23 protein-coding genes and 1 pseudogene are annotated in these 25,563 nt (G+C 65.2%); 9 read left to right on the top strand and 15 right to left on the bottom strand.

Annotated elements, in window-relative coordinates:
• Positions 1-194 precede the first annotated feature (194 nt).
• The 12 genes from ilvD to pncA all read right to left on the bottom strand — a co-directional run bounded on the left by ilvD (position 195) and on the right by pncA (position 14,772).
• Positions 195-2,045: a dihydroxy-acid dehydratase gene (gene ilvD, locus I6F24_RS26875; protein ID WP_109143722.1), complete on the bottom strand. Its 1,851-nt coding sequence runs from the start codon at positions 2,043-2,045 to the stop codon at positions 195-197.
• Between the two features lie 289 nt (positions 2,046-2,334).
• Entirely contained in the window at positions 2,335-3,192 is an 858-nt protein-coding gene (locus I6F24_RS26870; protein ID WP_225112901.1) for an ABC transporter permease, read from the bottom strand.
• The gene (locus tag I6F24_RS26865) at positions 3,189-4,118 is read right to left on the bottom strand and encodes an ABC transporter permease (protein ID WP_225149727.1); all 930 of its coding nucleotides are present in this window, start codon (positions 4,116-4,118) and stop codon (positions 3,189-3,191) included. The genes I6F24_RS26870 and I6F24_RS26865 overlap by 4 nt, the downstream gene beginning before the upstream one ends.
• Positions 4,118-5,104 (bottom strand): ABC transporter ATP-binding protein, encoded by a 987-nt coding sequence (locus I6F24_RS26860; protein WP_074447958.1) that lies wholly within the window; start codon positions 5,102-5,104, stop codon positions 4,118-4,120. Before I6F24_RS26860 ends, I6F24_RS26865 begins: the two co-directional genes overlap by 1 nt.
• Positions 5,101-6,084, bottom strand: coding sequence for an ABC transporter ATP-binding protein (locus I6F24_RS26855; protein ID WP_036028067.1), 984 nt, complete (start codon positions 6,082-6,084; stop codon positions 5,101-5,103). Before I6F24_RS26855 ends, I6F24_RS26860 begins: the two co-directional genes overlap by 4 nt.
• A gap of 2 nt (positions 6,085-6,086) precedes the next feature.
• A complete protein-coding gene (locus I6F24_RS26850; RefSeq protein WP_036012375.1) occupies positions 6,087-7,724 on the bottom strand; it encodes an ABC transporter substrate-binding protein in 1,638 nt (545 codons plus the stop codon).
• Between the two features lie 28 nt (positions 7,725-7,752).
• The gene (locus I6F24_RS26845) at positions 7,753-8,568 is read right to left on the bottom strand and encodes a sugar phosphate isomerase/epimerase family protein (RefSeq protein ID WP_057029215.1); all 816 of its coding nucleotides are present in this window, start codon (positions 8,566-8,568) and stop codon (positions 7,753-7,755) included.
• Between the two features lie 455 nt (positions 8,569-9,023).
• The gene (locus tag I6F24_RS26840) at positions 9,024-10,319 is read right to left on the bottom strand and encodes a DUF1236 domain-containing protein (protein ID WP_225152674.1); all 1,296 of its coding nucleotides are present in this window, start codon (positions 10,317-10,319) and stop codon (positions 9,024-9,026) included.
• A gap of 104 nt (positions 10,320-10,423) precedes the next feature.
• Positions 10,424-10,807, bottom strand: coding sequence for a GrlR family regulatory protein (locus I6F24_RS26835; protein WP_036012369.1), 384 nt, complete (start codon positions 10,805-10,807; stop codon positions 10,424-10,426).
• Positions 10,808-10,837: 30 nt separating this feature from the next.
• Positions 10,838-12,871 (bottom strand): NAD(+) synthase, encoded by a 2,034-nt coding sequence (locus I6F24_RS26830; RefSeq protein ID WP_109143718.1) that lies wholly within the window; start codon positions 12,869-12,871, stop codon positions 10,838-10,840.
• Between the two features lie 142 nt (positions 12,872-13,013).
• Positions 13,014-14,129: an alpha/beta fold hydrolase gene (locus I6F24_RS26825; protein WP_225152672.1), complete on the bottom strand. Its 1,116-nt coding sequence runs from the start codon at positions 14,127-14,129 to the stop codon at positions 13,014-13,016.
• Positions 14,130-14,145: 16 nt separating this feature from the next.
• Complete coding sequence (gene pncA / locus I6F24_RS26820) at positions 14,146-14,772, bottom strand: bifunctional nicotinamidase/pyrazinamidase (RefSeq protein ID WP_036028076.1); 627 nt, start codon at positions 14,770-14,772, stop codon at positions 14,146-14,148.
• A gap of 266 nt (positions 14,773-15,038) precedes the next feature.
• On the opposite strand from pncA, the gene glk reads away from it, so the two are divergent.
• Both glk and I6F24_RS26810 read left to right on the top strand, forming a co-directional pair.
• Positions 15,039-16,010, top strand: a complete 972-nt coding sequence (gene glk, locus I6F24_RS26815; RefSeq protein ID WP_225152670.1) for a glucokinase — start codon at positions 15,039-15,041, stop codon at positions 16,008-16,010.
• A gap of 139 nt (positions 16,011-16,149) precedes the next feature.
• A complete protein-coding gene (locus I6F24_RS26810) occupies positions 16,150-16,362 on the top strand; it encodes a hypothetical protein (protein WP_036012396.1) in 213 nt (70 codons plus the stop codon).
• 33 nt (positions 16,363-16,395) lie between these two features.
• On the opposite strand, the gene I6F24_RS26805 is transcribed toward I6F24_RS26810, so the two are convergent.
• Together I6F24_RS26805 and I6F24_RS26800 are read right to left on the bottom strand one after the other, a co-directional pair.
• A complete protein-coding gene (locus I6F24_RS26805) occupies positions 16,396-16,773 on the bottom strand; it encodes a response regulator (protein WP_036012398.1) in 378 nt (125 codons plus the stop codon).
• Between the two features lie 112 nt (positions 16,774-16,885).
• On the bottom strand, positions 16,886-17,689 hold the full coding sequence (locus I6F24_RS26800) for a Spy/CpxP family protein refolding chaperone (RefSeq protein ID WP_225152668.1): 804 nt from the start codon (positions 17,687-17,689) through the stop codon (positions 16,886-16,888).
• Positions 17,690-18,181: 492 nt separating this feature from the next.
• On the opposite strand from I6F24_RS26800, the gene I6F24_RS26795 reads away from it, so the two are divergent.
• The 6 genes from I6F24_RS26795 to I6F24_RS26770 all read left to right on the top strand — a co-directional run bounded on the left by I6F24_RS26795 (position 18,182) and on the right by I6F24_RS26770 (position 24,312).
• Positions 18,182-19,522: an extracellular solute-binding protein gene (locus I6F24_RS26795; protein ID WP_225152678.1), complete on the top strand. Its 1,341-nt coding sequence runs from the start codon at positions 18,182-18,184 to the stop codon at positions 19,520-19,522.
• A gap of 134 nt (positions 19,523-19,656) precedes the next feature.
• Positions 19,657-20,595, top strand: coding sequence for a sugar ABC transporter permease (locus tag I6F24_RS26790; RefSeq protein WP_225152666.1), 939 nt, complete (start codon positions 19,657-19,659; stop codon positions 20,593-20,595).
• Positions 20,595-21,506 (top strand): carbohydrate ABC transporter permease, encoded by a 912-nt coding sequence (locus I6F24_RS26785; RefSeq protein WP_225152665.1) that lies wholly within the window; start codon positions 20,595-20,597, stop codon positions 21,504-21,506. The genes I6F24_RS26790 and I6F24_RS26785 overlap by 1 nt, the downstream gene beginning before the upstream one ends.
• A gap of 20 nt (positions 21,507-21,526) precedes the next feature.
• Positions 21,527-22,627 carry a sn-glycerol-3-phosphate ABC transporter ATP-binding protein UgpC gene (gene ugpC, locus I6F24_RS26780; protein ID WP_036028079.1) on the top strand — a complete coding sequence of 367 codons (1,101 nt, stop codon included), beginning with the start codon at positions 21,527-21,529 and terminating at the stop codon, positions 22,625-22,627.
• Positions 22,628-22,663: 36 nt separating this feature from the next.
• Complete coding sequence (locus I6F24_RS26775) at positions 22,664-23,653, top strand: hydroxyacid dehydrogenase (RefSeq protein ID WP_036028080.1); 990 nt, start codon at positions 22,664-22,666, stop codon at positions 23,651-23,653.
• Between the two features lie 167 nt (positions 23,654-23,820).
• Positions 23,821-24,312 (top strand): hypothetical protein, encoded by a 492-nt coding sequence (locus I6F24_RS26770; protein ID WP_036012421.1) that lies wholly within the window; start codon positions 23,821-23,823, stop codon positions 24,310-24,312.
• 4 nt (positions 24,313-24,316) lie between these two features.
• Here I6F24_RS26770 and I6F24_RS26765 read toward each other — a convergent pair whose 3' ends face one another.
• Complete coding sequence (locus I6F24_RS26765; protein WP_225152676.1) at positions 24,317-24,814, bottom strand: DUF1993 domain-containing protein; 498 nt, start codon at positions 24,812-24,814, stop codon at positions 24,317-24,319.
• Between the two features lie 304 nt (positions 24,815-25,118).
• Between I6F24_RS26765 and I6F24_RS26760 the strand changes: the two are divergent.
• Positions 25,119-25,563: pseudogene (locus I6F24_RS26760) on the top strand (DUF2147 domain-containing protein); the annotation flags it as partial.

Below are 25,563 nucleotides of genomic sequence, written 5' to 3'. Positions count from 1 at the left end.
GCCCGCACGTCGGGTGCCCACTGAGCAAACGGCTCCCGCTCCCACCCCAACCAGCCCCACGCCCTAGGGAGGCGGGGGCCGTTCTTTCCCGATCCCCGTTCCGGCTACTTCCTGCAACGGCGCATCCGGGTGGTCGCACGGAGCCGCGAGGCGTTCCGAAGATCGCCGATCCAGGCCAGTGGCGCCGATGCCGCCTACTTCGGACGCCGCTTGACCTCGCGCACCGCACCGCGCGCGGCACTGGTGGTGAGCGCGGCGTAAGCCTGCAGCGCGGTCGAGACGTTGCGCTTGCGGCCTTGCGCCTGCCAGGCGGCATCGCCCTTCGCCTCCTCCGCGGCGCGGCGCTTGGCGAGCTCCTCGTCGGAGACCTCGAGGCTGATGCTGCGGTTCGGGATGTCGATGGCGATGATGTCGCCCGTCCGCACCAGACCGATATTGCCGCCTTCGGCGGCCTCCGGCGACAGATGGCCGATCGACAGGCCGGAGGAGCCGCCGGAGAAGCGGCCGTCGGTGACGAGCGCACAGGCTTTGCCGAGGCCCATCGATTTCAGATAGCTGGTCGGATACAGCATCTCCTGCATGCCGGGGCCGCCGCGAGGGCCTTCATAGATGATGACCACGACCTCGCCGGCGACGACCTTGCCGCCCAGGATGCCTTCGACCGCCGCGTCCTGGCTTTCGAACACGCGCGCTGGGCCGGAGAATTTCAGGATCGAGGCATCGACGCCGGCGGTCTTCACGATGCAGCCGTCCTGCGCGAGATTGCCGTAGAGCACGGCGAGACCGCCGTCCTTGCTGAAGGCGTGCGCGAGATCGCGCACGACGCCCTTCTCGCGGTCGGCGTCGAGCTCGTCGTAGCGGCGCTCCTGGCTGAAGGCGACTTGCGTGGGGATGCCGCCGGGCGAAGCGCGATAGAAGGTCCGGACCGTCTCACTCTTGGTGCGCTTGATGTCCCAGCGCTCCAGCGCCTCGTTCATGGTCGGCGCGTGCACGGTCGTAACAGAGGTGTCGATCAGCCCGGCGCGGTCGAGCTCGCCGAGGATGCCCATGATGCCGCCGGCACGGTGCACGTCCTCGACATGCACGTCGGCGACGGAAGGCGCGACCTTGCAGAGCACGGGCACGCGGCGCGACAGACGGTCGATGTCCTTCATGGTGAAGGCGACCTGCCCCTCATGGGCGGCAGCCAAGAGATGCAGCACGGTGTTGGTCGAGCCGCCCATCGCGATATCGAGCGTCATCGCGTTTTCGAACGCCTTGAAATTCGCGATGTTGCGCGGCAGCACGGAGGCATCGTCCTGCTCGTAATAACGGCGGACCAGATCGACGATGGTGTGGCCGGCCTCGACGAACAGGCGCTTGCGGTCGGCATGGGTTGCGACCACCGAGCCGTTGCCGGGCAGCGCGAGGCCGAGCGCCTCGGTGAGGCAGTTCATCGAATTGGCGGTGAACATGCCCGAGCAGGAGCCGCAGGTCGGGCACGCCGACCGCTCGATCACCTTGACGTCCTCGTCGCTGACCTTGCTATCGGCCGCGGCCACCATGGCGTCGATGAGGTCGACCGCCTTGGTCTTGCCGGCCAGCTTGACCTTGCCGGCCTCCATCGGCCCGCCCGAGACGAACACGGCGGGGATGTTGAGCCTGAGCGCGGCCATCAGCATGCCGGGCGTGATCTTGTCGCAATTGGAGATGCAGACGAGGCCGTCGGCGCAATGCGCGTTGGCCATGTACTCGACGCTGTCTGCGATCAACTCGCGCGACGGCAGGCTGTAGAGCATGCCGTCATGGCCCATGGCGATGCCGTCGTCGACCGCGATGGTGTTGAATTCCTTGGCGACGCCGCCGGCCTGCTCGATCTCGCGTGCCACGAGCTGGCCGAGGTCCTTCAGATGCACGTGGCCCGGCACGAACTGGGTGAAGGAGTTGACCACCGCGATGATCGGCTTGCCGAAATCGGCGTCCTTCATGCCCGTCGCGCGCCAGAGGCCGCGGGCGCCCGCCATGTTGCGGCCGTGGGTGGTGGTGCGGGAGCGATAGGCTGGCATGGCGGTTTCCGTCCTCGGGTTTGCGTCGGCCGGGGCGGGAAAATGTGGAGCCACCTCAGGCCTTTCCGGCCGGATAGCGCACGGACCCGGCGGGCGCAACGGGAACTTGGGTTGGACAGGGCTCCCCTGCTCCCGGCGCGGGGGCTCGTCGCTCACTCTCTGTCCTTCCGGGGCGATGCGCAGCATCGAACCCGGAATCCATCGGGCGGCAGCACCCGCGGGACAATGATTCCGGGTTCGCGCCTTTCGGCGCGCCCCGGAATGACGGCGGAGGGCGTCGGAGCCCCTATTACAGCGTCGGATCGAGCCGATCGCGCAGCCAGTCGCCGATCACCGACACGGCCAGCGTGGTCACTACGATGGTCGTCGCCGGCGCCAGCATGATCCAGGGCGCCCGGGTCAGATATTCCCGGCCGTAGCCGACCATGTTGCCGAGGCTGGTCATCGGCGGCTGCACGCCGAGGCCGAGGAAGGACAGGCCTGACTCCATCAGGATCACCTCGGGGAACACGAGCGTGGTCGAGACGATCAAGGTCGAGGCGATGTTGGGCAGGATGTGCCGGAGGTAGATCCGCGACGGCGTCGCCCCTAGCTGGCGGACGGCAGCGGCGTAGCCCTGCGCATTGGCGGAGATGGCAAGGCCCCGCGCGATGCGGGCGTAGCGCTCCCAGCCGAACAGGCCCATCAGCCCGACCAAGAGCGGCAACGAGTTGCCGAAGAAGGCCAGCACGGCCAGCGCCATGATCAGGAAGGGCATGCTGGCCTGGAAGTCGGTCAGCATCAGCACGAGCTGCTCGACGAACCCACGAAAATGCGCGGCGAGGAAGCCGAGGGTGGTCCCGACCACGGCCGAGATTGCAGTCGCGCCGAACGCGATCAGCAGCGAGATGCGGATCGAGACGAGCAGCCGCGACAGCACGTCCCGGCCAAGCTCGTCGGTGCCAAGCCAGTGCGCGGCATTGCCGGGCGCCGCGAGCCGGTTGCGCAGGTCGAGCTGGGTGAAGCCGTAGGGGGCGATCGTCTCGGCGAAGGCCGCGATCAGCAGCATCGCGACGATCCAGGTGACCGCCAGCGCGACCGACAGCGGGATTGCCGGAAGGCTGATGCGGCGACGTGTGGCGGTGTCCTTCAACGTCGCGTCGGTCATGCATGCGCTCCCTTGCTGCGCAGGCGCGGGTCGAGGAAGCCGTAGAGGAAGTCGACGATCAAATTGGACGTCACCATGGTCATCGCAACCAGCAGCAATATGCATTGCACGACCGCGAGATCGCGGTTGGCAACCGCCACGACAAGAAGCCGCCCTACTCCCGGCCAGGCGAACACGCTCTCGACCACGACCGCGCCTGCGATCAGCGTGCCGACCATGAAGCCAAGGATGGTCACGGTCGGGATCGCCGCGTTCGGCAGCGCATGCGAGGTCACCACCTTGCGCCACGGCACGCCTTTTGCGGATGCGGTGCGGATATAGGGCTGGCCCAGCACCTCCAGCATGGCGCTGCGGGTGAAGCGCGCCAGCACCGCCGCGCCGCCGAGGCTGAGCGTTGCGATCGGCAGGATGGCGTGGCGCCAGCTGTCCTGCCCGCCCGAAGGGAGCCAGCCAAGCTGCACGGCGAAGATCAGCACCAGCAGCAGCGCCAGCACGAAGCTCGGGACGGTAAAGCCGGCGACCGCCGTCATCATCACGGCGCGGTCGATTCCCGAGCCGCGATGCAGCGCGGCGTAGATGCCGGCGGAAATGCCGAGCGCCACCTTGAAGAAGAACGCCGGCAGGGTCAGCGCCAGCGTTGCCGGGATGCGTTCCAGCACCAGCTCTATCGCGGGCCGGCCGTCGCGCATGGAGCGGCCGAGCTCGCCCTTGGCGATGGCGCCGAAATAATCGAAATATTGAGCCCAGATCGGGTCATCGAGGCCCCAAGCCTTGCGGAATGCCGCGAGCACCTCCGGCGGCGCCTCCGGTCCCAGGATCATCAGTGCGGGATCGCCTGACAGCCGCAACACGATGAAGGCGAAGGTCACGACGAGCACGATCGTGAGCGCGGCGCGTCCGATCCGAAAAGCGAAATAACGTCCCATCAGGCGGCGTCCCGTGTCGCAGCGCCGGTGACGAGATGGCAGGCGACCTGCCGGTCGCCGCCGACGGCGGACAGCGCCGGCACCTCGCTCGCGCAGCGCGCGACGGCGCGCGGACAGCGCGGATGGAAGGCGCAGCCCGTGGGGCGCGCGGCCGGATTCGGCGGATCGCCCGACAGCACGATCCGGCCCGCACTGCGGCGGCCCGGCGCGGGCGAGGCCGAGACCAGCGCCTGGGTGTAAGGATGCTCGGGCCGCGCGAACAGATCGTCCGCGCTGCCGATCTCGACGATGCGGCCGAGATACATCACGGCGACGACGTTGCTGATCTGCCTGACGACGCGCAGATCGTGGCTGATGAAGAGCAGCGTCAGCGACAGCTGCGCCTGCAGATCGCAGAGCAGGTTCACCACCTGGGCCTGGATCGAAACGTCGAGCGCGCTGACCGGCTCGTCGCAGACCAGGAAATCCGGCTTGGTGGCCAGCGCCCGCGCCAGCACGATGCGCTGACGCTGCCCGCCGGAGAGCGCGCCGGGATAGCGCGCACCATGCGCCGGCGTCAGTTCGACGGCGTGCAAGAGCTCGCGGACGCGCTCGTCGCGCATCGCAGGCGTGCCGAGGCCGTGAATGTCGAGCGGCTCGCGAATCTGCGTGGCGACCGGCAGCCGCCGGTCGAGTGCACCGAGCGGATCCTGGAAGATCATCTGCATCCGCGCGCGCTGCGCACGCCACGCCGTTGTCCCAAGCGCGGCCATCGGCTTGCCGTCGAACCGTACCTCGCCGCTATCAGGCGGCTCGAGGCCGAGCACGATGCGTCCCGTGGTGGATTTGCCCGAACCGGATTCGCCGACGAGACCGAGCGTCTGGCCCCTTGGAATCGTCAGCGACACGCCATCGACGGCATGCACGGCCGCAGCTCTCCCGAACATTCCGGAGCGCATCGCATAGGTGCGCGAGATCGCGGAGACCTCGACCAGCGGCGGACTCATTCGGCGGCCATCCCGAGCAGCGCGCGGCGCGAGGTCTCGGCGCGGACGCAGGCCACGCTGCGGTCATCCGCGATCGGCGCCAGCGTCGGCGCCGCAAGGCCGCATGCTTCCGCGACCAGCGCGCAGCGCGGCGCGAAGGCGCACCCCCCGGGCATGTGCGCGGGATCGGGCACCGTGCCGGGAATGGCGGTGAGGCGCCGCCGCGGACCATCGAGCGGCGGCAGCGCGCCGATCAACCCTTGTGCATAGGGATGCACGGGATCGGCGAACAGCTGGTTGCTCGGCGCCTGCTCGACGATGCGGCCGGCATACATCACCGCGACGCGGTCGCAATTCTCCGCGACGACGCCGAGGTCGTGGCTGATCAGCACCATGGCCATGCCGAGCTCGCGGCGGACCGTGGAGAGCAGCTCCAGGATCTGTGCCTGAATGGTGGCATCGAGCGCAGTGGTCGGCTCGTCCGCGATCAAGAGATCGGGATTCCCGGCCAGCGCCATCGCGATCATGATGCGCTGGACCTGGCCGCCGGAGAATTCGTGCGGATAGGCCTCGAGCCGGCGGCCAGCGTCGGGAATGCCGACGAGATCAAGCAGCCGCCGCGCCTCCGCCTTCACGGCGTTGCCTTGGAGATCGCGATGCAGCGCCAGCGCTTCGCAAAGCTGCCTGCGGATGGTCAGCACCGGGTTGAGCGCGCTCGCCGGATCCTGGAAGATCATGGCGATGCGCCCGCCCCTGACCTGATCGAGCTCGGCGGCCGGCGCGCCGAGAATCTGGCGCCCGTCGAGCCGCACCGAGCCAGAGACTTGCGCATGGCGCGGCAACAGCCCCAGCGCGGCGAGCCAGGTCACCGATTTGCCGGAGCCGGACTCGCCGACGAGGCCGACGGCCTCGCCCTTCTGCAAGGCAATGTCGATGCCGCGCAGGACCGGCACGCCATTGAAGCCGACGCGCAAGTCCTCGATGCTGACCAGCGGCTTCACCTTCAGACCTCGAAATTACCGGCGCGGAAATCCATCGCGAAGGCGGGCGCTGCCTTCCACTTGATCGATTTCGGCTTGGCCGTGAAGGTCGCGTTCTGGTGCAGCACCGTGTAGGCGGGATCTTCGCGCTCGGCGATCTCGAGCATGCGGCGGAACGCCTTCTTGCGCGCGGCCCGGTCGGTCGAGGTCTCCAGGAATTCGGAGAGCGTGTTCAGCTCGGCATTGGTCCATTCGCCGATCTGCTGCTGCTGGCCGTTCGGCCCGTGCTGGGCGACCAGCGACGACACCGGATCGTTGAAGGCGGCCGAGTTCGACCAGTCGCGCACGGCGCGTGCCGGCCCGCGCTCCATGATCTGCGACCAGTTCTCCTTGGTCTCGATCTGCACGTTGAGCCCGACCGATTTCCACATCTCGACCAGTATCTGCGCGGTCGCGACCTGGTTGGTGTAGTAGTTGTTGAGCAGGCGGTACGGGATCGGGTCGCCCTTATAATTGGCCTGCTTGAGCAGATCCTGCGCAAGCTTGGGATCGTAGGCCGGCACGTTCCAATCGGCGTTGAACATGTCGCCGTAGAATTCCCATTGCAGACCCTTCGGCACACGGGTGCGGCCGGCCCACAGGCTGTCGACGATCGCCTGGCGATCGATCGCATGGGTGAAGGCGCGCCGCACCAGCGGATTGGCGAGCACGGCGTGGTTCTTGTCGAACACGGTAAGGCGATGATTCTGAATCGTGCCGCCCTGCACTTCGAACGCGGAATTCTTCTCGATGCCGGCAATCTGGTCCGGCGGGATGTCGCAGGCGAACTGGTATTCGCCCGAGAGCAGTCCGTTGATGCGGCTGGCGACCTCAGGCACTTCGAGGAAGCGGATGCGCTTGAGCGGCGGCCGGCCGCCCCAATATTCGTCGTGGGCTTCCAGCGTCAGCGAGACGTCGGGCTTGAGCTCGACGACCCTGTAGGGGCCGGTCGTCACCGGCTTGCGGGCCCAGTCGAGATAGCTCGCCGCCTCTTCCCAGGCGCGGCGGTTCATGATGTCGGAGCCGTAGCGCGACAGCCGGCCTTCGATCGTGACGTCGGGTGTCGCGTTGTAGAAGCGCACCGTGTACTTGTCGACGGCATCGACGCGCACCAGGTCCGGCCAGATGCGGCGGGCGACCGCGGGGACGTCCGGCGGCAGCTCCTTGCCCGGGCGCGGCGTCGGGATCTTCTCGAACGCCTTGATGGTGGAGCGGTTTTTGGCCTCGGTCTCGCCGAACATGCGCTCGCGGCTGAAGGTGAAGACGACGTCTTCCGCCGTGAGCTCGTCGCCATTGTGGAACTTGACGCCCTGGCGCAGCTTCACCTCGACGGTCTGGTCGTCGATGCGGCGCCATTCGGTGGCAAGGCCCGGCACAGCTTCGAGCTTGCCGCGCCAGTTCTTGGAGATCAGGCCTTCCCAGATCGAGGAGAAGAACACGCGCTCGCCGACATTGGACTGCTCACGCAGCACGTCGAGCACGTTCGCATTCGTGACCTTCTGCACGGCGACCGTCACCGACGGACGGTTGTCGGCTTGCGCGATGGCAAAACGCGGCAGCAGCAAGGTGCTTGCGGCGGCGCCGCCGGATTTCAGGATGGTGCGACGGGTGAGCTTGCTCATGATGTGACCCTGCCCTTTGTGATTGCGGTTATTCGGCGAGACCGAGCGCGGCGAGATGCGCCGCGCCCTTGCGGACATCGTCGTGGTTGCGGAGTTCGAGGATCAGCCGCGGATTCGACGTCAGCCGTCCTAGCGCGCGGAATACGGCGACCCAGGGAATGTTGCCCTCGCCCGGCGCCCAGTGCCGGTCGGCAAAGCCGTCGGTGTCCTGCAGGTGCACATGCGTCAGCATGTCGCCGGCGGTCTCGACGTAATAGTCGACCGGCGGCGCGCCGGTGGAGATGTGCGCATAATTGGCGTGCCCGGTGTCGAGCGAGACGCGGACCTTGCTGCTTTCCAACGCCTTGGCGAGGCGCACGCGGTCGCGTGGATCCTTGTCCTCGATGTTCTCGATGACGATCTCGCAGCCGATCGTCTCGGCACGCGCAATCACCTCGGCGAGCGTCGCCTTGACTCGCTCGACGATATTGGCGCGGTTGTCGGGATAGAGATCGAGATTGTTGTGGTCCCAGGTCGTGAAGGGCGAGTGGATCACCATCTGCGTCGCGCCGAGGAACTCGGCGGCCTCAAGGCCCTGCAGCAGGCGCTTAGTTACGGCCTGGCGGATCATCGGATCGTGGCTGTCGATCTTGAAGCCCCAGAACGGGCCGTGGATGCCGAGCCGGCCGGTGTGACCGGTGAGCATCTGCTTGATCTCGCCGGCAGTTGCGCGCCAGTCGCTATCGAGCAGATCGGCGCGGAAGAAGTCCTGGATTTCCAGATCGCGCTGCTTTTCGAGAAGCCAGTCACGATGCGCGGGGATCGATTTGATGGACAATGCGGCGCCCAGCACCGGCTTCGACATGGCATGCTCCTTCGTCGTCAGCGATGACGGGAGCAGCGCTAGACCAGTTCAATGACAGGCCCGTGAAATGCGCCTTCCGCAGCGTGGACGAGATGTGGACATCCTGCCCGCGCGTGCTGCGGTTCAAGCAAAAGCGATCGCTCCGAGCGATGCCGAATGGGCACATGGCAAGCGCCATCGTGTCCGTAGTGATCCGGAATGGAATCCTAGCCGTCCTTCGCGTACATCGCGGGACATCGATCGGCGGCCACTTCCACGGGCATCACCCTCTGATCGCGCTACATGGGGTTGGGGGACCACATGGGGCGGGGGATTGAAGGCTGGGGCAAGGTGACGAGGTCCGGACTCCTAGGCACTCCGGACCTCGAAACTTTTTAGATTGAACGCAGCAACGCGCCGTCCGGTGGGGCATCCGGGCGGCGCGTTGTCGTTTCAGAGCCTCTTTGTTTCGGCGCTTAGCGTGTCTGCGGCTCCAGCGTCACCGTGCAATCGCCCTGCCCTTGCGTCGCGACCACGATGTTGCCCGCGGGAGCGCCGAGAGCGATCGGCGTGGACGAGCCGCCGCCAGGCATCTGGACGATCACGCTCAGGGAATCGGTGCGCGCAGTCGAGCCCACGGTGGTCGGCTCGGCCTGAGCGACGTTGCCGGAGGCATCACGTCGCATGATCTGGCAGTTCACCATGGTGTTTCCGCCGGCCGCCGCCATGCCTGACGACGAGGAGGTGCTGCCACCCATTTGGGCCCGGGCCCGCGACGGATCGCGGGGTACCTGGCTGACGATGCGATGCGAGCGCGGCTCCACGATAATGACCTCGTCTTCCGTCGTGAAATATTCGTAGCCCCGATATGCAGGCTCGATCGAGACGATCTCGGGCGGAAGCCGATGCAGACGCACGCGCGATGGAATGGTCTCGCCAACCCGGATCGAGATGTTCAGATTGCGCTCCGGCTGCGCCAGGCGTGCGCGGCTCACCGTTTCGGAGATCCGCACCTGCCTCTCGGTGGTCACTTGGGCCTGCTGGTTGACCTGCGTGTTGGTCTGCGTGGTCTGATTGGCCTGGTTGGTCTGCGTGCCCGTGGAGCCAGGCGCGGTCTGTGCGTTGTTGGTCGGAGCCGGGCGGCTGGTATCCGTCGCAGTGGCCGGCTGGTTGCTCTGTTGCGCCGGCGGCTGCTGCTCGGCGGCACTGCGCGGCGGCTGGGCCTGGTTGCGCTCGTTCTGGTTGGCCGTAGCTCCCGTGCGCTCGTTCTGCTGGCCAGCCGGGCCAGTCGTCGGGCCAGTCTTGGACTTGTCGGATTCGGCGGTCGATTTCTGCGGCGCAGCCTTGTCCTGCGCAGCCTTGTCCTGCTTGGTTTCCGCACTGCTCTTGCCCGCATCGCGTCCGGGCTTGGCGCTCTCGGCCTCCCGGTTGCGATCGCGCGAAGGCTCGCGAGAGTCTTGCGCCTGGTCCCTCGCCTTCGGTTGATTGCGCTCCGAGGCCGTCGCCGGCTGACGCTTGTCGTCACTTGCCTCGCTCTTGGCAGCGCCGCCTCGATCCTCGCGGCCTGCGCCCTGAAGCCGCTCTTGGGCGCCTTGCGCGCGCTCTTGAACGCGTTCTTGAGCCGCACCACCGCGCTGCGGCGCAGCGCCCTTGGCCGGCTCCTCGGTCCGTTTCGGCTCGTCCCTGCGCTCACCGGGCGCCTGGGCATAGGCAAGGCCGGATGCGAGCATGAGCCCGACGGCCGCAGTCGATAACATCAAATGTTGACGCATGGTCCCTCTCCTCGACAATTCGCAACAATAAACGCGAACGTTCTGTTCGTACGAAGGTTCCTGAGCAGGAACGCAGTCGTGGAGGTGAGCCAATCAAGTCGCCATTACATCGCATCCTTCAGCGTCAGCCGCGCCGTGAACGTCACGCTGGTCTTGCCGACCAGCGCCATGCCTTCGACTTCCGCACCGCCGGGGAAATAGTCGCCGGAAAAGCCGCAGGTGACCTCCCTGCCGCCGAATGCGAGCGTCCTGCCGACCGCCTCGGTGTGCTGATTGACGATCATGTCGCCCCGCCACTTGCCGTTCCGGAAGGTGTAGCTGCCGGTGTAGTAGAAGTAGCTGTCGCCGCCCATGATGCGGCCGTCGCTGAGCACGACCACGCCCCTGGCCTGCCCACGCTTGCCGTCCCGCATCTCGATGTCGAAGATGTAGAGGCCGTTGACGACCCTGGCCTCCTCACCCGCTTCCGCTTCATCGCCAGCTGACATCCGATCATCCCCACCGATCCGCTGCCCCGATCAGTTCGGCACGTTCCGCTCGAGATCCTCGAGCCATGCCGCTGCACTCGAATCGGAGGGCGCGCGCCAATCGCCACGCGGCGACAATGAACCGCCGGCCGAGACCTTCGGCCCGTTCGGCATGGCCGAGCGCTTGAACTGGCTGAAGGCGAAGAAGCGGCGCAGGAACACTTCGAGCCAGCGGCGGATCTCCGGCAGATCATAGGCCCGGCGCCGATCGCTCGGGAAGGCCGGTGGCCATTCGCCCTTGGCAACGTCCTTCCATGCCTGAAGCGCCATGAAGGCGATCTTGGACGGCCGCATGCCGAAGCGCAGCGTATAAAACAGGTTGAAGTCCTGCAGTTCGTAAGGCCCGACGGACGCTTCCGTGCTCTGCGGCTTCTGGCCGGCCTCGACGGGCACGAGTTCCGGCGAGATCTCGGCCACAAGGATCGAGCCGAGCGTCCGGTTGACGTCGTCGCTGAACTGCTTGGAGGAGATCACCCAGCGGATCAGATGCTGGATCAGCGTCTTCGGCACGCCCGCGTTGACGTTATAATGCGCCATCTGGTCGCCGACACCATAGGTGCACCAGCCGAGCGCGAGCTCGGAGAGATCGCCGGTTCCAATCACGATGCCGCCGTGATGGTTGGCTAGCCGAAACAAATAATCCGTGCGCAGGCCGGCCTGCACGTTCTCGAAGGTGACGTCGTAGACCTTCTCGCCCTTGCCGAAGGGATGGCCGATATCCTTCAGCATCTGCGTCGCCGTGGTGCGGATGTCGAGCTCCTGCCAGCTCGTCTGCAACGCCTTCATCAGCGCGAGCGCGTTGGTCTTGCTCTCGCTGCCGGTGGCAAAGCCCGGCATGGTGTAGGCCAGGATGTTCTCGCGCGGCAGGCCGAGCAGGTCGACCGCCTTGGCGGCGACGATCAGGGCGTGGGTGGAATCGAGGCCGCCCGACACGCCGATCACCACGCGCTTGGTACCGGTGGCGCGCATGCGCTGCACCAGCCCGGCGACCTGGATGTTGTAGGCCTCGTAGCAGTCCTGCTCGAGCAGGCTCTCATCGCTCGGCACGAATGGAAAGCGCTCGACCTTGCGCAGGAAGCCGATATCGGCGGCCGGCGGCTTCAGGGCAAATGTCACCTTGCGGAAAAACGCCTCGCGCTGCCGCCGGTTGTCGTCGAACGTTCCCATCAGCGCGCGCTCCTGCCTAAGCAGGTCGAGATCGACGTCAGCCAGCGTGATCTGGCCGCCCTGGCGGAACCGCTCACCCTCAGCCAGCAGCACGCCGTTCTCGTAGATCGAGGTCTGGCCATCCCAAGCAAGATCGGTGGTGGATTCTCCGGCCCCGGCCGCGGAATAAACGTAAGCCGCGAGGCAGCGCGCCGAGGTCGATTGGCACAGCAACGCGCGCGAGCGCGCCCGGCCGATCGTGATCGGGCTGCCCGAGAGGTTGATCAGCACGCTCGCGCCCGCAAGCGCGAGCTCCGAGGCCGGCGTCACCGGGATCCACATGTCCTCGCAGATCTCGACGCCAATGGTGAGGCCCGGAACGTCCTCGGCCGCGAACAGGAGATCAACGCCGAACGGCGCATGCAGGCCGCCAAAGGCGATGGTCTCACCGGCGATGCCGGCGCCGGAGGCGAAATGCCGTCCCTCGTAGAACTCGCGATAGGTCGGCAAGTAAGATTTCGGCACGACGCCGAGGACGTTCCCGCGATGAATGACGACGGCGCAGTTGTAGATGCGATTGCCGAAGCGCAGCGGCGCCCCGACGATCAGGACCGTCATCAGCCCCGCCGAGGCCGCAACGACGCTTGCAAGCCCGCGCTCGACCGCATCAAGCAGCGGATCCTGCTTTACCAGGTCCTCGATCGCATAACCGGACAGGCACAGCTCGGGAAACACCGCGACCGCGACCGACTGCTCATGGCAGGCATTGGCCGCCGCCAACACGGCCTTCACGTTGGCGCTGGGATCGGCGACGTGGGAGGTGGTCACGCAGGCTGCCACGCGCGCAAATCCGTGGGCGTAAATCGAGTGGAAAGTCATCGAGCGCAGTACCCTCAAATCTCTCGCCGGCGGCCACCGCCGTCAGCTCCGGTCATATTTAGCCCATCGATCTGGCCCCGTGCAGGCCATCCGCCGTCATGCATAACGGATTTGCGCCCCATCCGGTCCAGTGCCGGCGAGGTCAGGCGCTGCGGGCCAGCACGCCGGGCAGATCGCCGCGCAGCCACCCGGCGATCCGGGGCCAGGCATGCGCATGGGTGCGCGCGCCCATGAACAGGCCGAGGTGGTTGCTGGGCTCGGATGCCGCTGCAACGAAGGCAGGTGGCGTACCGACGAGCCCCGCGGTGGCCAGCGCTTGCGTCGCCGGCACTACGTCGTCGTCGAGGCCGGCGAGCAGGAAGATCGGCGCCTTGACGTCCTTCAGGTCGATCGGGCGGCCGAGCGCGACGAAACGGCCCTCGGCGATGCGGTTCTCCCGGAAGATCGCGTTGACGATCTCGAGATAATAAGTGCCCGGCAGGTTGAGCGTCTCGGCGTTCCAGCGGTCGAACCGCGCCAGCAGCTCGGAGCCCTGCTCGTCCGAGAGATCCCGCTGCAATGCCGTCCTGATATCGTCGTTGTCAGGGGTTTTGGACCAGAAGCGCAGCATCTCCTCGCCGCTGACATTGCCGCCGCCGCGCGCGACGAGCTGGTCATAGACCAGCTCGGGCGCGTTGCGGGCGAGCCGGGCCAGCGAGGACTCGATCGACAGGTCCACGGGAGCACCGACCAGAACCAGCCGCCGCACCTTGCCTGGAAAGCGCGCGGCATAGAGCAGCGACAGCCACCCGCCCTGGCACAGCCCGACGAGATCGACCGGCGCGCCGATCTCGTCGATGGCGACGTTGAGATCGCCGAGATAGCTGTCGATCGAGAGATAGCGCATGTCCGGCGTCGCTGACCGCCAGTCGGTGAGATAGATCCGGTCGATGCCGCCGTTTTGCAGCGACTGCACCACGCTGTGGCCTGGGGCGAAATCGGCGATCAGGGCCCGGTGCAGCGCATAGGGCGCGCAGACCAGCGCCGGCTGGCCGGACCGGGTCTGCGAGCAATCGCGCAAGTCCATCGTCGGGAGCTCCAACGCAACGCGGCTCGGCGTCGTCCATGGCAGGCTGCTGTCATCCTGTTGCTCGGGTGCCCGCTCCAGCCACCAGAAGCAGGCATCCATGGCGAGCTGCGCTGCCGCAAACGGCCAGAGCCGTGGATCATCATGAGCCTGGGCTGACCTGCGTGGCGGTTTGGAGGTCTTGTCCACCATGGCTACCTCGACATCCTCACAGAAACGCCTCGAGGCTCACGACGGCAATGCCGAGGTCCCGAAAACTCCGATGGGTCGCCGCGACCGAGCCGTCGAGATCGATGCCGCGACAGGCATCCTCGATGACGGCCACCTCCAACCCTGCCTTGCGCGCATCTTCCGCCGAGAAGCGGACGCAGAAGTCCAGCGCCAGACCTGCGACAAAGACGGTCTTCAGCTCGCGTTCGCGCAAATAACCAAGCAATCCGGTCGGTGTCCGATGGTCGTTCTCGAACAACGCCGAATAGGAATCGATGCCGCGGCGAAAGCCCTTGCGCACCACGAGGCTTGCCCGTGTCACGTGGAGATCGCGATGAAATTCCGCGCCGGCCGTGCCTTGCACGCAATGCGTCGGCCACAGCACCTGCCGGCCATAGTCGAGCTCGATGGTCTCGAACGGCTGCTTGCCGGCATGGTTCGGCGCGAACGAGACGTGGTCGCTCGGATGCCAGTCCTGGGTCAGCACCAGATTGGCGAATTTTTGGGCGATCCTGTTGATGGCGGGCACGACCTTCTCGCCACCGGGAACGGCGAGCGCCCCGCCGGTGCAGAAGTCGTTCTGCACGTCGATCACCAGCAACACGTCGCGGTCGGAAATCTTCATCGCCGTCCCATTTCGATCTGCCGGGCGCGACGGCGCCGGGCGACCACCTCAGTGTCGGCCTTCCCGCGCGGCTTCGCAACCACTGGCACGCGCGGCAGCTGCGCGAATTGGTCACCGTGGCCGCCACGATGCAACGGTTTGACCTCGTCCGTGTTGACTAGGCGCACCCAAGGGCAGATTCTCGCACCGCCCGCGCCAGGCGGATCGGGTCGAAGCAGCGGAGGACAGGGCTGCCAGGGCCTGAAGGTCGTGGCGGCGATGAGGCCATGAATATCGGCAAGACCGGAAAAATTCTTCTCGCCGATATCGGCGGCACCAATGCGCGCTTCGCGCTGAGCCCGAGCGGTCAGACCGGACCGATCGACTATGTCAAGGTCGCCGACTTCCCGACCGTGCGCGAAGCCATCGCGGACGTTTTGGCGCGCCGGTCCAACGGCGAGCAGCCCCATCGCGCGGTGCTGGCCGTGGCGGGTCCCGTCACCAACAATCGCTGCGTCATGACCAACAGTCCTTGGGTCATCGACGGCAATGAGCTGCAGTCCGCGCTCGGCTTCGACAGCGTCCATGTGCTGAACGATTTCGAGGTGGTGGCCTGGTCCCTGCCTGCCTTGGAGCCTTCAGACCTGGTCCCACTCGGCGGCGGCGACGGCTTGGCCGGCGAGCCGTTGCTGGTCGTGGGGCCTGGAACCGGATTTGGTGTGTCCTGCCTGGTCGACCGCCATGGTTCGCGACTGGCCGTCGTCACCGAGGCTGGACATGCGACCCTGCCGGCGGAGAACGAGCGCGAGGAGCGCGTGATCGCCTGCTTGCGCCGGCGCCTCGGCCATGTCTCGATCGAGCGCGGCGCCCTCTCGGGCTCCGGGCTGCAAAACCTGTATGAAGCGTTGGCTGAGATCGACGGCGTTCAGGTGCCGCATCGCGATGCCGCCGGGATCACCAAGGCGGCCCTGGAGAACAGCTGTCTCGTCAGCCGCGCGACGCTCGAGATGTTTTGCGCCATCCTCGGCTCGGTCGCCGGCAATCTCGCGGTGACCTTCGGCGCCCGCGGCGGCGTCTATGTCGCCGGCGGAATCGTGCCGCGCTTCCGCGAGTTCCTCGCCGCCTCTGCGTTCCGGGCACGCTTCGAAGCCAAGGGACGGTTCCAGGATTATTTGCGCAACATCCCGACCAGGCTCGTGATCAAGCCCGATGCGAGCTTCCTCGGCCTGACGACGTTTGCCGAGCACAATTCCGGCTGAGTAGCGGTCTCAGGCGGCGAGTTCCCGTCATGCACAGCTGATTTGCGGCGCACCTGCGGTTCCACGCAGGTTCTGGTTGCCTGTGTGTTCCCGATGAGAAACAATCTACCCGTGTGTGGCGTAGTTGCGGGGGCGTGACATGCGTAAGCAGGATTCGGGTTTCGACTATCACCGCTATCACCGCCTGTTGCGCGAAGCGGACAGCGAAGACAAGCGGCTGGCGCTCATCGAGCTCCTGATCGAGGAAAAGGCCCGCGACCAGCTGGCTGCCCAGCGCGCTTCGGACCGCGCGGCCATGACGGCTCATACCATTGCCAGGGTGCTGAGGAACGGCCGCAGCCCTGGCGGTTGAGTTCTTCCCGCCAGGCGGCAAAAGCGCGGTCGGTCAGCTCGGGATAGTGGCTGACGGCTCGGGAAACATCGAATCGATCATCGCCTTGAGCTGATCCATCGCGATCGGCTTGCGCAGGATCGGCCTGCGCCGGAGCAAGGACGGCAGCAGTTCCGGACCGTAGCCTGTGGCGAACAGAAACGGTTTTCCACGACGTTCGATCAAATCGGCGACGGGGTCGACATAGACGCCCATCAGATTGATGTCGAGGATGGCCAGATCGTACTGCGCGGTCATGGCAAAGGCGCTGGCGTCGCGCACATTGTCTGCCTCGGCAACGACGTGGTGGCCGAGTTCCTCCACCATGTCGGCGATCATCATCCGGATCAACGCCTCGTCTTCGACCAGGAAAACGGAGAGTCCGTCCGCCATATCAACCCCGCAATCAGCCGTGCGAAGCTAAGCATAACCGAATTGCGCTGTAGATACACGAATTCGTGGCGGGCGCCGTTAATTCACACGCGCCCGAACCGATTCAACTTGATCAATCCAGTCCGCGCTCGTGGCTGAGGCGCACCATTGCCTGGATGAACACCTGCTTCTGCTTGTCGTCGAGGCTGGAAAAGAGCGGCTCGGCGGCATCGGCGACGTTGCGCTGATCGCCGGCGCGATCGATCAGGAACTGAGCCTCGTTGCGCATCTGCTCGATGATGTCGTCGGGCGGATCGCGCTTGGCGCGCGCAATCCGCAGGTTGAGCCGCTCTGCGCCATTATGCCCGAGGTAGTGCATCGCGCTCGAGAATCCGTACCAGTGCTTCTCCTGATCCGGCGTGAGATTCAGCTCGCTCTTGATCCGCTCGATGTAGGAATCGCTGTTGGCGACGATCTGCTCGGCGGTGAGCTGCGGCGCACCGGGCTGGGTCAGAACCGTGACTTCCTTGTTGTCTTTACCCTTGTTGTCCTGCGGCGCGTTCTTCGCCTCCTTGGTCGCCTTGGCGCTCTTGCCCTTGGCGCTCTTGGCATCCTTGTCTTTGGCCCCGCCCTGCTGCTTGGAATCCTTCGCCGCGTCCTTACCGGCCTCCCTGGGCGGCGGCGCCTGATTGCCGGTGTTGGTGTTGCCGACACCGAGCACGCCGGTGAAAACGCCAACCACGCCGCCGATGGCACCACCGAGCACACCACCGACCGGACCTGCCGCCTTGTTGCCGGCCGCGGCGCCTTCCTGAACGCCCTTGACCAGACCTTGGGCATTCGCCACCGCGGCGGCCCCGAGCAACAGCGCGAGCACAGACCCCAGCACAAGGCATCGCCGCAGGTGAAGCCGCGCTGGTGCCGCCGGTTTGATCATTCTCGTCTCCATCATCGATCTGGCCTGTCAGCGAGGATCAGCCGCCAGGCGCAACTCTATCGTTTCCGCCACTTCGAGGTCCAGACGCGGCCGATTGCTGTCCACGCCCGAAAAGTCTTTCACGCGAAGCGCTTATCCAGGCTCTTGCGAAACTGAGGCGTAAATGCGCACGGAAGCGTTTGAGGCCGTTTCGCGCGAAGTGTGCGTCGCAAAAAAACACCGTGCGCCGCGCCTGCGGCCGCATCGCCTTGCCGCACGTTGCGGCGTTTCCGGGCACACCATGAGTTTTGGACGCTGAGCCGTTTGGCTTTCTCGACAGATGCGATCAATCATGATCTGATCGCGCTACCAATTTGCTGCGACAGGCGTGACTTGCCCACGCAGGCCGACGGCACCAACAAGAAAATCGACCAACAACAACTCAAGAAACAAGAATTCAAGAAAGAAGTCTCAGAGGAAACTCCAACAACAACACCCAAGCGAGGAAACGAGATGTCACGCAAGAAACTGACGCGACGTCAATTTGTGGCTGCCACTGCAATGTCCTCCGCGGCGCTGATCTCAGCGCCCTATGTCCGGGGCGCTTACGCCGCCGGCAAGCTCTCGATCGGCTTCTGGGACCATTGGGTGCCGGGTGCCAACAAGGCCTCGACCGAGCTCGTCAACGAATGGGCGGCGAAGGAAAAGGTCGAAGTCACGATCGACTACATCCCCAGCCAGGGCAACAAGAACCTGCTCACCATTGCTGCCGAAGCGCAGGCGAAGTCGGGCCACGATATTTTCGCGATGCCGACGTGGTGGGCCCACGCTAATGCCGACCAATTGGAGAACGTCAGCGACATCATGGGGCCAATCATCGCCGAGAATGGCGAGGTGAACGGCACGGCCAAGTATCTGGGCACGGCCGGGAGCAAATGGCTTGGAGTTCCGGCCTCCGTCGGCAGCCAGATCAAGGGTCCCTGCTCCCGCATCGACCTGATGAAAAAGCATGCTGGCATCGACGTGCAGGCGATGTATCCGGTCGGTTCTGAACCAAAAGCTGATAACTGGACGCTGGAAACATTCCTGAAGGCTGCCGAAGCCTGTCACAAGGCTGGCGTCCCGTTCGGCATCGGCCTCGGCGAGACCACCGACAACGTCGATACGGCGGGCGCGATCTTCCTGTCGTTCGGAGCCCAGCTCGTTGACGCCAAGGGCAATCTCACCGTCAAGACCGATGCGGTTCGTCAGGCACTCGAATTCTATAAGAAGCTGATCAGCTTCCTGCCGCCCGACGCCGCAGCCTGGGATGACGCATCCAACAATAAATGGCTGGTCTCCGGCAGGGGTGCGATGATCATGAACCCGCCGAGCGCCTGGGCCGTTGCCAAACGCGACGCGCCCCAGGTTGCGGAGCAATGCTGGACCCACGGCTTCCCGGCCGGACCCAAGGGGCGTTTTGCCCCCTACCTGCCGTACTTCTGGAGCATCTGGAATTTCTCGAAGAACAAGGACGCGGCGAAGAGCCTCCTGGTCCAACTCTCGAAGCCGGCGTCCATCGAAAAGATGGTGGTCGCAAGCGGCGGCTACGATCTACCGGCCTACGAGAAGCTGACGACGTTGAAGGTGTGGCAGGAGGAAGGGCCGCCGAAGGGTACGCTCTATCACTATCCCAACCCCTACAAGCATCAGACGCTGTCGATTGCAGCCTCTCCCGCGCCGCCGAAGATTGCACAGCAAATCTACGCGCAGGCCACGCTGACCAAGATGTGTTTGCGTTATCATCAAGGTGAAGCGATGGAAAAGACGCTTGCCTGGGCCGAAGGCGAGTGTGAAGGCTTCATGCGGAGCTGAGACGGCCAAGGTGTCGCCGCAAGCGGCCGCAAGTCGTCTTGCGGCGACCCCTCGCCTCGGCACGAGCCGCGAGCAGTTCGGTTCTCGTTCCGATATCGAGCTCTTTGTACTAAACCGCGCGAGGAATATGCATCATGGCGGATGTGGCATTGCGGCCGGACAGGATTGGCGCCACGCGACCGGCGCGAAAACGCTCCGGTTTGCAAAAGGCGCTCAAACGCAGATCGACCGCAGCGTTCCTGATGACGCTACCGCTGATCATCCTCATCGCGCTTCTGGTGATTTATCCGGCGTTCTATTCGCTTCATCTGGCGACCCTCAACAAGTCGATGCAGAAATTCGTCGGCCTCGGCAACTTTGAGTTCCTGTTCAGGCGAGACACTTTCTGGCTGGTCGTCAAGCAATCCTGCATCTTTGCCATCACCGCCGTGGTCTTCAAGGCGCTGATCGGGTTCATCGTCGCACATTTCGTCCACAACATTCCGGCCAAGGGCCAGCGCAAATGGCGCGGCATGCTGCTGGTGCCATGGGTGATCCCGCCCGCCATGAGCACACTGGCATGGCTCTGGCTGTTCGATCCCTCCTACAGTGCATTCAATTATACGCTGTCGTTCTTCGGGATAGGCCCGATCCCGTGGACCGGCGACGCAGCCTGGGCGCGCTTCTCCGTCATTCTGGTCAATGTCTGGTACGGCGCGCCGTTCTTCATGATCATGTATCTGGCGTCCCTCAAATCGGTGCCCGACCAGCTCTATGAAGCCGCGGCAATCGACGGCGCCAATTGGTGGCAGCGGATCTGGTACGTGACGCTGCCGATGATGCGCAACATCATCGCGATCACGACGCTGTTTTCGCTGATCGTCACCTTCGCCAATTTCGACATCGTGCGAATCCTGACGGCCGGCGGCCCGCTGGACCACACCCACATCTTCGCCACCTGGGCGTTCAGGATCGGCATCGAAGGAAGCGACATTCCGCTCGGTGCCAGCGTCTCCCTGTTCATGGTGCCAATCCTGGCGATCGCAGCGATCTTCATCCTGCGGGACGTCAACAAGCGCGGGAATGAAGCCTGATGAGCTCAGTCACGATCGACAAGGCCGCGCCGACACGCACGGTCAAATATGGCAGCATGAGCCGCGACCGCAAATGGGCGCTGAGATGGTCGTATTTCTTCCTGACGCTGTTTGCGATCTTCTCGCTGCTGCCGCCCATCTACATGCTGATCACCTCGCTCAAGAGCAGCGCCGAAATCTCGGCGGCGACCAATCCCTGGTGGGTCTTTCACCCGACTCTCGAGAACTATATCGGCCTGCTGACGTCGAACCAGTTCCTGCGGTTCTTCTGGAATTCGGCGCTAGTCTCGATTTTCGTGGTCACCATCACGATGCTGATCAGCGTGCCCGCGGCGTTCGCCCTTGCCCGGATGCGGTTCTGGGGTTCGGCGACGCTGGCGACCGGTGTGTTCCTGACCTACCTCATTCCGGACAGCCTGTTGTTCATTCCGCTGTTCAAGGTGTTCGCCCTGTTCGGGGACTGGACCGGCATCCAGCTCATCAACCGCTGGTACGTGCTGCTCTTCATCTATCCGACGCTGACGGTCCCGTTCTGCACCTGGATCATGATCGGCTATTTCGCCTCGATCCCGAAGGAGCTCGACGAGGCCGCCATCATCGATGGAGCGTCCTGGTTCCAGACCCTGACCCGGATCTTCATTCCGGTCGCGCTGCCCGGGCTGATCGCCGCGACCATCTTCGCCTTCACCGTGTCCTGGGCGCAATTCCTCTATCCACTCGTGTTCACGACCTCAACGGACCAGCTCGTTCTGCCCGTCGGCATCATCACCACGCTGATCAAGGGCGACGTCTTCAACTGGGGACAGATCATGACCGGCGCGCTGCTCGGCGCCGCGCCGCCGCTCATCATCTACGCCTTCCTGATGGACTACTACATTGCCGGCCTGACTGCCGGTGCGACAAAGGGTTGAAAGCGAGGGGTTGAACTGAAATGGCCGACGTTTCCTTGCGTAAGGTGGTCAAGCGTTACGACGATGTCGAAGCCGTGCGCGGCATCGACCTCGACATCGCCGACCATGAGTTCATCGTGCTGGTCGGCCCCTCCGGCTGCGGCAAGTCGACCACGCTGCGCATGATCGCAGGCCTCGAGGACATCAGCGACGGCGACATCATGATCGGCGGCGACATCGTCAACGACGTGCCTCCGAAGGACCGCGACATCGCCATGGTGTTCCAGAACTACGCGCTGTACCCGCATATGACGGTCGCGGAGAACATGTCGTTCGGGCTGCGCCTGAAGCACTATCCCAAGGCCGAGATCAAGGCGCGGGTGACCGAAGCCGCCCGCCTCCTCGACATCACCGACCTGATCGACCGCAAGCCGAAGCAGCTCTCCGGCGGCCAGCGCCAGCGCGTCGCCATGGGCCGGGCCATCGTGCGCAATCCCAAGGTCTTCCTGTTCGACGAGCCGCTGTCCAATCTCGACGCGAAGCTCCGCGTGCAGATGCGGATCGAGATCAAGAAGGTGCACCAGAAGGTGCGCACCACCACCGTCTACGTCACCCACGACCAGGTCGAGGCGATGACGCTGGCCGATCGCGTCGTTGTCATGAACAAGGGCAAGATCGAGCAGATCGGCACGCCGAACGAGCTCTACCACAAGCCGGCGACGCGCTTCGTTGCCGGCTTCATCGGCTCGCCCGCGATGAACTTCATCCCGTGCCGGCTCGAGGACGTCGGCGGCACGCTTCAGATCCGCCTCACCGATCGTCTTGCCTTTCCGCTGCCGCCGGCCCGCGCCGCGCGCTACAACGCGCTGCCACGCACCGACAAGCTGCTGCTCGGCCTCCGTCCCGAGCATCTCACCGAGTGGCATGCGCATCTGGCGCCCGGCGTCGAGACTTTCGACACCGTGCTCGACGTCACCGAACCGATGGGGATGGAGACGCTGGTCTATTTCGGACTCGAGGGCACGCCGGTCTGCGGCCGCGTCGATCCCAATGCCGGCGCCAAGGACGGGGCACCCATGCGCCTGGCGATGGACCTCAACAACATGCACCTGCTAAATGAGGAGACCGGCGTCGTGTTGTGACGCCGCGATCCAAGAAAGCGAGCAGGTAGGGGAGCGATGGCGACCAACAAGAAGAAAATTTTCGTTACGCAAACTTTGTCGCAAGGGGCTCGCGCCCTCCTCACCCAGCGGGACGATATCGAGCTCGTCGAGTTTCCGAACCTGATCTCGGCGAAGGATTTCGAGGCCTTGTTGAAGAGCCATGCCCCCGTCCACGGCGTGGCCCTCGGCGCCACCGCTTTCGGCGAGACCGAGCTCGAGGCCGCGCGCGACATGAAGGTGGTAACCCGCATCGGCGTCGGCTACGACGCCGTCGACGTGCCCGCCCTCTCCCGCCGCAAGGTGCCGCTGATGGTCGCCGGCAGCGCCAATTCGCCCTCGGTTGCGGAGGCGGCGCTGTTCATGATGCTGACGCTGGCCAAGCGCGCGCAGGAGCTGCATTCCTGCGTCAAGGAGGGCACCTGGGCCGACCGGCTCGGCATGCTGCCGTTCGACCTCTACGGCAAGACCGTGCTGATCATCGGCTTCGGCCGCATCGGCAGCCGCACAGCGAAGCGCTGCCTGGCGTTCGAGATGAAGGTGCAGGTCTACGATCCCTACAAGGACGCCGCCGACATCAAGGCGGCCGGATGCGAGCCGGTCACCGACCTCGATGCCGCGCTGCCTCACGCCGACTTTGTCACCATCCACTGCCCGAAGACGCCGGAGACCGTCGGCCTATTCGATGCCGACAGGATCGGCCGCATGAAGGATAGATCCTACCTCATCAATACCGCGCGCGGCGGCATCGTGAAGGAAGCGGCGCTCTATGACGCACTGACGTCCGGAAAGCTCGCCGGCGCTGGCATCGACGTGTTCGAGGTGGAGCCGCCGCCGGTCAGCAACGCGCTGTTCGCGCTACCCAACGTCATCATGGCCCCGCACGTCGCCGGCGTCACGGTCGAGGCGGTGAGCCGCATGAGCGAGCAGACCGCGCGCAATATTTTGAGCGTGCTGGACGGCGATCCCATCAGGCAAAACGTCATCAACCAGGACGTGCTGGGCTGAGATTATGAAGGTCGGCGGCGCGCTCGCCCGCCTTCGGAAGGCCAGAAAGCGTCCCATTTTGGTGCAGATCGGGCCCCAACTCAGCCTTAATCAAACGCGCGTAATGGGCTTGAAACGCGGCGGCGGTGGGACAGACTGGCCGGCGCGGCGAGCTGGAGGATGGACCCTTGTCAGAGATCGACCCGACCGACCACGCGCTGGCGACCATCGCCAGCATCCTGGAGCACCCCGAGCCCGTTCTCGTCATTCGCCAGACCGAGACCGAAATCGTGGTCGCCGGAGAGCGTGAGCACATCGCGTCGGACGAGCCGCCGATCGTGGATGAGCATCCGGTGATCGACGAGCATCCCGTGGTCGAGGAGCAGCCGCTGGCGCCGGAGCACACCGATGCCGATGGCTACAGCAAGGTTGGTCCGGGACCCATGGTCGCGATCCGTCTGAAATGGACGGTTCATCGCGGCGATGACGGCCAGTACTATGTCCACGAGACCATCGGCGAGCAATCCGCCCCCGTGGTCAGTGGTCCCATGACGAGCGAGGCCGCGGTGCGCTTCGTCGACACCCAACAAGATGAGGCGAACAGGCGCTTCGAGCTGCTGCGCAGCGAAATCGCCGGCCGCAGCTCGCTCGCCGACTACGAGCGCAAGGGCGAAGCGTAAGACCTCACTTCCTGCCGAGATAATCCTTCTTCACCAGCTCGACGCCGGCGTGGCGGAGCAGGTCGTAGGCGGTGGTGACGTGAAAGAAGAATTGCGGGACGCTGAACGTCAGCAGCAGCGTTCGCCCGGTAAAGGGCAGCTCGGTGCCGTTCTTCAATCTGAAGAAGATACTCCGTTCCGCCGCCGCATCGATCTCCGCGCGCGACAGGCTCTCGATGAACTCGATGGACGTTGCGATGCGCGCCTGCAGCCCGGCCATGTCGTGCTCCAGCGCCGGCAGCGTCACCGGCTCGCACTGCGCCAGCAGGGCCGGCGCGACCGTGGCATGGCGGCAGGCCTCGCCGACCTGCTGGGCGAGGTCATACATGTTCGGCGCAAGGCGCATGCCGAGCAGAATCGCCGGATCAAACTTCCGGGCCTCGGCATAAGCGACGCCCTTGTCGAGCAGCGCCGACAGGTTACGCAAATAGGGCACGAACAGGCCGACCGAGGCCTCGTAGATCGAGATCGTCACTTCAAGGATTCCCTTCGATTTCTGCCTTCCGAAAAGTTGTCCGCTTTTCGGTCGACCAGTGGCTGCACATTGCCATGGAAGACGGCGCCTGCAAGAAGATCTACCCGGCCTGGTTCGATAAGGCCGTGTCCTTCCGTCGCTTTGCCTCGCCAAACTTTGGACCGGCTCCGGGCCTATTGAACCCGGAACCGCCGGGAGACGACTCACACCAACGACAGTGATCTAGATCACTTTTTGCAAGCGAGCCGGCGCGTAAGCGTCGGTGCGGGGACCACCTGTTCAGGAGACGGAAATGAGGAAGCTGTTGGCCACGGCCGCATTCCTTTTGGCGAGCACTGCCGCGCAGGCGCAGTACACGTTTGAATATGGCGGGCGCACCATCCGCATCGATCCGGACCGCGGCACGGTGCAGATCCCCGGCGTCTACGACAACACAGGCCAGAATAAGCCCAAGAAGGCCAAGAAGAACGAGACGGCGCCGCAGCAGGCTACGGTCGACCCGCAAGCGCCGGCTGCTCCGGCCCCAGCCCCCGCTCCTGCTGCGCCGCCCGCAGCCGTGCAGGCGCCCGCGGCCGTACAAGCGCCCGCGGCCGCCGTCGCGCCGCCTCCTGCGCCGCCGGCTCCGCCGACGGCCGCGACCGCGGCCAATACACCGGCCCAAACGGCGGTTGCGCCGCCACCTGCACCACCTCCGGCTCCTGCGCCGGTCGAGCAGCAAGCCGCGCCCGCCATGGCCC

The organism is Bradyrhizobium sp. BRP23, assembly GCF_020194135.1.
GTDB classification, from domain to species: Bacteria; Pseudomonadota; Alphaproteobacteria; order Rhizobiales; family Xanthobacteraceae; genus Bradyrhizobium; species Bradyrhizobium yuanmingense.
This window is presented reverse-complemented; position numbering and strand designations above follow the sequence as displayed.